This is a genomic window from Sphingomonas sp. (assembly GCF_023266535.1).
Classification (GTDB): Bacteria; Pseudomonadota; Alphaproteobacteria; order Sphingomonadales; family Sphingomonadaceae; genus Sphingomicrobium.
Genome location: NZ_JAHFPY010000115.1, coordinates 1 through 3,454, shown reverse-complemented (window position 1 = coordinate 3,454; position 3,454 = coordinate 1). Strand labels below are relative to the sequence as shown.

Annotated in this window: 6 protein-coding genes and 1 pseudogene; all 7 read left to right on the top strand. The window is 61.8% G+C overall.

Annotated elements, in window-relative coordinates; all coding sequences use genetic code 11:
* Positions 1–59: 59 nt before the first annotated feature.
* Positions 60–128: pseudogene (locus Q0C64_RS13420) on the top strand (DUF5131 family protein); the annotation flags it as partial.
* A 40-nt stretch (positions 129–168) separates the two neighbouring features.
* Entirely contained in the window at positions 169–402 is a 234-nt protein-coding gene (locus tag Q0C64_RS13280) for a hypothetical protein (protein WP_294124319.1), read from the top strand.
* A gap of 38 nt (positions 403–440) precedes the next feature.
* Positions 441–2,003: a ParB/RepB/Spo0J family partition protein gene (locus Q0C64_RS13275; RefSeq protein WP_294124318.1), complete on the top strand. Its 1,563-nt coding sequence runs from the start codon at positions 441–443 to the stop codon at positions 2,001–2,003.
* Positions 2,000–2,425 (top strand): hypothetical protein, encoded by a 426-nt coding sequence (locus tag Q0C64_RS13270; protein ID WP_294124317.1) that lies wholly within the window; start codon positions 2,000–2,002, stop codon positions 2,423–2,425. The genes Q0C64_RS13275 and Q0C64_RS13270 overlap by 4 nt, the downstream gene beginning before the upstream one ends.
* 128 nt (positions 2,426–2,553) lie before the next feature.
* A complete protein-coding gene (locus Q0C64_RS13265; protein ID WP_294124316.1) occupies positions 2,554–2,793 on the top strand; it encodes a hypothetical protein in 240 nt (79 codons plus the stop codon).
* A 61-nt stretch (positions 2,794–2,854) separates the two neighbouring features.
* A complete protein-coding gene (locus Q0C64_RS13260; protein ID WP_294124315.1) occupies positions 2,855–3,013 on the top strand; it encodes a hypothetical protein in 159 nt (52 codons plus the stop codon).
* A 147-nt stretch (positions 3,014–3,160) separates the two neighbouring features.
* On the top strand, positions 3,161–3,454 hold a 294-nt coding region (locus tag Q0C64_RS13255), incomplete at its 3' end, for a J domain-containing protein (RefSeq protein ID WP_294124314.1).

Sequence of the window (3,454 nt, the reverse complement as noted above, 5' to 3'; positions counted from 1 at the left end):
TGTCGCCCCCCCCCATGGCAGGTGCGAAGAGTGAACCGCCGTTTTGAGGTTAACAGACAATGGCCGAAAACTCCGCAATCGAATGGACCGACCACACGTTCAATCCGTGGTCCGGCTGCACAAAAGTCGCGCCCGGCTGCAAGAACTGCTATAACTGGAGGATTTGTGATGCTTTTCAATCTCCGCTGGCTGATCGTTCGAGTCGCGGCCCGCTGCGTGGGCCTCTCGCGCTTCCTGCCTTGCACCGAGGCGGTTACGCACGCCAAACAGGTTGAATTGGCGCTGCCGCCCGGCGTCGAGCTGGTGGCCATAATCGTGGCAACGAAGTGCATGTGCCCGAAATGCCGCATCGAGCGGGGCGAACCGGTGGCCATGCCGGGATTCGAAAAGAACGCGATGTGAGAACCAACAACCCCTAAACCCCTGGAGGACGCAAGCCGATGGCCACGAAATCAATCCCTTTGAAACTGATCGACATTCCGCCGGACAATCGCGACGAGATCCGCGAAGCCGAGCTGGAGGGCCTGGCCGCCACGATGATGGAGCGCGGCCAGCTCTCGCCGCTCCTGGTTCGCCCGCGCAAGAAAGGCCGCTTCGAGCTGATCGCCGGCGAGCGCCGCCTGCGCGCGGCCAAGATCCTGAAGTGGGACCAGATCGAGGTCAAGGAAATGGACCTCGACGATCGCCAGGCCGCCGAGGTCCACGCGATCGAGAACCTCCAGCGCGTCGATTTGACGCCCTGGGAAGAGGCCCGCAAGCTCGCCGACCTGGCCGGCAGCAACGGCAGCTCGGTCCGCGTCGAGGACCTGGCGGCAAGGCTCGGCCGCACGCCGCAGTGGGTCGCCGTCCGCCTGGCCGTGAGCAAGCTGATCCCCGAGCTGAGGCAGCTGGTGATCGACCAGGAATGGCCGCTGACGCATTTGCCGCTGCTGGCGCGGATCCCGAAAGACGTCCAGCCGATGATCCTGGAGGCGATCGTCGATAACCAGAAGATGGATTCGATGTGGGGATTCTTCGACGGCAAAAAACACATCGGCACCACCCCACCGCGTCACGAGCTGGTCGAGTTCCTGGAGGAGTTCACCCGCCTGTTGAGTCAGGCCGCCTGGAAGCTCGACGATCCGTTTCTCCTGCCTGACGCCGGCAGCTGCGATCAATGCCCGAAACGCAGCTCGGCGCAGGCGTTATTGTTCCCCGAGCTGGCTGACCAGAAAAAAGACCGCTGCCTCGACGAAGGCTGCTGGAAGGCCAAGCAGGCCGCGATCGTCGCCGTCAAGGTCAACGAACTGAACCAGAAAGGCACGAAGCCCATTCTGCTGAAATCCCTCGGCGAGGTTCCCAAGGAACTGACCGATGCCCTGGACCCGGCGACGTTCGAGCAGTCCTACGACTACAACGTCTGCAAAAAAACCGACAAGGACGCGCAGCCGGCCGTGTTCGTCACCGGCGAGGACGCCGGCACCGTGAAATATGTCAAGCCGGTCGCCTCGGGACGCGTCGGCAATAGCGGCCGCGAAACAAAGGTCGATCAGGAGACCGGCGAGGCCGAACCGCCTTCCAGCGAGGATCGACTCAAAACGCTGGAGCTGAAGCGCATGTGCCGCGCCGGCGAACTGTGGAGCGAGAAGCTCGAAACGTTCAAGCCGAAATGGACCGGCATGCTCGACGCCCTGGTGCTGCATTTCGGCTGCGATGAGAGGCATGATTACCGCGATGACGGCGCCTGGGAAGATTTCGCCAATCGCGACCACAAGGTCAAGCTGGAGCAGATCGCCTGGGAGCAGCTCCGTCCCATCTTCCAGAAGCGACTCTACCGCAACGGTCCGCAAACCCAGGGCGAGGCCATCTGGGAGGAATGCCTCGGCCAGGCCCGGGCGCTCGGGCTGCTCCTGGTGCTGCAGTATTGCTGGCATGACGCCACCGTCGATTGCCCGATGACGAAAGCGATGGTTGACGCCGGCGTCAAGGATCCGGGCAAGGCCTTCAAGGAGGCGATCAAGTGAAAATCTACGTCGCATCCAGTTGGCGGAATCTCTTGCAGCCGGCCGTCGTTTCCATGCTCCGGAATTGCGGCCATGAGGTTTACGACTTCCGCAGTCCTGTTCCAGGAAATGACGGTTTTCGCTGGACGGAAATCGACCCGAACTGGAAAAACTGGACCCCCGATCAATACCGCAAGGCCTTGGAGCACCCTATTGCCGAGCGAGGGTTCAGCTTCGACATGAACGCGATCAAGGCTTGCGACGCGTGCGTGCTCGTGCTCCCCTCCGGTCGATCAGCTTCGTTCGAGTTCGGCTGGGCGATCGGTGCCGGCAAGCAAGGCGCGGTCGTGATGTTCGAGCCATGCGAGCCGGATTTGATGTATCGCGGCAATCCTATTCTCACGACGCCCGACGAGTTGTTCGACTGGGCTGGTTTCAAGTAATGAACGCGGCCTCCATCGACTAAAGCAGGTCGCCGTTATCGCGAGAAACGCAAGATGCGCATTGTGCGGATCGCGACGTAAAACCAAATCGGAAATGCTGGTTCGAATCCAGCTGGAGGCTTTTGAATATGCGTGACGAAGCCAGCAAGCCAACCGAAAAGCAGATCGCCGCGAAGACCCTGGAAGCGTTTGGCCTGGTGCAGCTCGTCAAGCCGCTGCTCAACCGTGGCGGCAAGCTGACGGCGGCCGAGCAAGAGCTAATGATGGACGCCATCGGCAAAGCGAGCCGTCTGCTGCATGAAGCGTGCGCGGCCTATTACGACGACTTGCGAAAACCGGACACGACGCGGGCGCTGCGGCCTGCGTGAATCAACTGTTTCGGAAAATGAATCAATTGTTTCGCCCGTTCTTTTCACGGAGGTCTGCACCATGAAGAAGCTCTTTGTCATGGCCCTGATCGCTGGCGCCTGCTGGCTGGCGATCGCATCCGAAAGCGAGGCCGGCTGCCGACGGGGAGGCCGCGGCGGTCTGCTGTCGAGGTTGTTCCATCGTGGCGGAGGCGGCGGCTGCGCCTCATGCCACCGCTGAGATTCTGATGGGTGGGCACGCCGGCCCCTGTGGCGATAACAGGGGCCGGCTTTTGATTCACGCGAAAGCCAGGGTTATCCCGGCGTGTCGCTGGGAGCGGCCGGTCCTCGTTGTAAGTCCGGGGGCCGGCCTTTAAGGAGTCAGATCATGTGGCAAATCAAAGACTCAGGCGGAGGCCGTGTGATCGATCCCTACAAAATCTTGCACGTCAACCGCTCGGCCGGCCTGGACGAAATCCAGGCGGCCTATCGCAAGCTCGCGAAGCGCTGGCATCCGGATCGCAATCCCGGCAATCCCAGGGCCGAGGCCAAATTCAAGGACGTGCAGACCGCCTGGGAGATCCTTGGCGACGCCGAGCGCCGGGCCCGCTTCGACGCCACCGGCGATACCCACGAGAACATCAAGCAAACCGGCCGCATCGACGCCATGCTGTCGAACACG

What these genes read in the sequence shown, in the direction of transcription:
- Q0C64_RS13280 (WP_294124319.1), top strand. Translation starts at nt 169, where the DNA reads ATGCTTTTCAATCTCCGCTGGCTGATCGTTCGAGTCGCGGCCCGCTGC.
- Q0C64_RS13275 (WP_294124318.1), top strand. Translation starts at nt 441, where the DNA reads ATGGCCACGAAATCAATCCCTTTGAAACTGATCGACATTCCGCCGGAC.
- Q0C64_RS13265 (WP_294124316.1), top strand. Translation starts at nt 2,554, where the DNA reads ATGCGTGACGAAGCCAGCAAGCCAACCGAAAAGCAGATCGCCGCGAAG.
- Q0C64_RS13260 (WP_294124315.1), top strand. Translation starts at nt 2,855, where the DNA reads ATGAAGAAGCTCTTTGTCATGGCCCTGATCGCTGGCGCCTGCTGGCTG.